The sequence below is a fragment of the Streptococcus oralis genome, assembly GCF_001578945.1.
GTDB lineage: Bacteria > Bacillota > Bacilli > Lactobacillales > Streptococcaceae > Streptococcus > Streptococcus oralis_Q.
Genome location: NZ_KQ969551.1, coordinates 237,579 through 238,127, shown reverse-complemented (window position 1 = coordinate 238,127; position 549 = coordinate 237,579). Strand labels below are relative to the sequence as shown.

The 549-nt window shown below is 42.3% G+C and carries 1 protein-coding gene; it reads right to left on the bottom strand.

Translation table 11 applies throughout. From position 1 onward, the window contains the following. The coding region (locus SORDD16_RS03865; RefSeq protein WP_164966492.1) for a peptidase U32 family protein at positions 1–497 on the bottom strand (497 nt) is incomplete at its 3' end. Between the last annotated feature and the right edge of the window lie 52 nt (positions 498–549).

Below are 549 nucleotides of genomic sequence, written 5' to 3'. Positions count from 1 at the left end.
CCGTAAACCAACACTTCAGCAGGAATTTCCAAAATCTCAGGCATCTTAAAGAGCTCAGCAGATGGAATTTCACGGGCCAAGACAGCCTCAGATGCGCCAGCTTTTTGACCCCAGAAGTTAATCTGACGACTACTTGTCACCATGGTTGAAGCATCGTAGATGGTCTTGAAGGAATAGCCATCACGGTTGACCACATAAAAGACACCTGCATCCCCAACAGTAATATAGTCTGTCTTGATTTCTTCCAAGAAGTCTAGGAAAGGGTTGATACGGTCCATCATATCTTGATGCATGAGGGCATTGACCGCAACGATCAATTCCTTACCTGCATCATGAACCAGCTTAGCGATGGTACGTAACTCTTCATAACTAAAGGTCGTTGGCAGACGAAGACCAAAATCTTTCTCACCGACATAGATACGGTCTACGCCAGCTTCAAGCAGTTGTTCAACTTGTTCAATACTTTCAGCAGTTGCTGTAATGATAATTTTTTCCATAAAGAAAATTATATCACATTTCTGGAAAATCAGCTATTCTTTCTAAACCCAA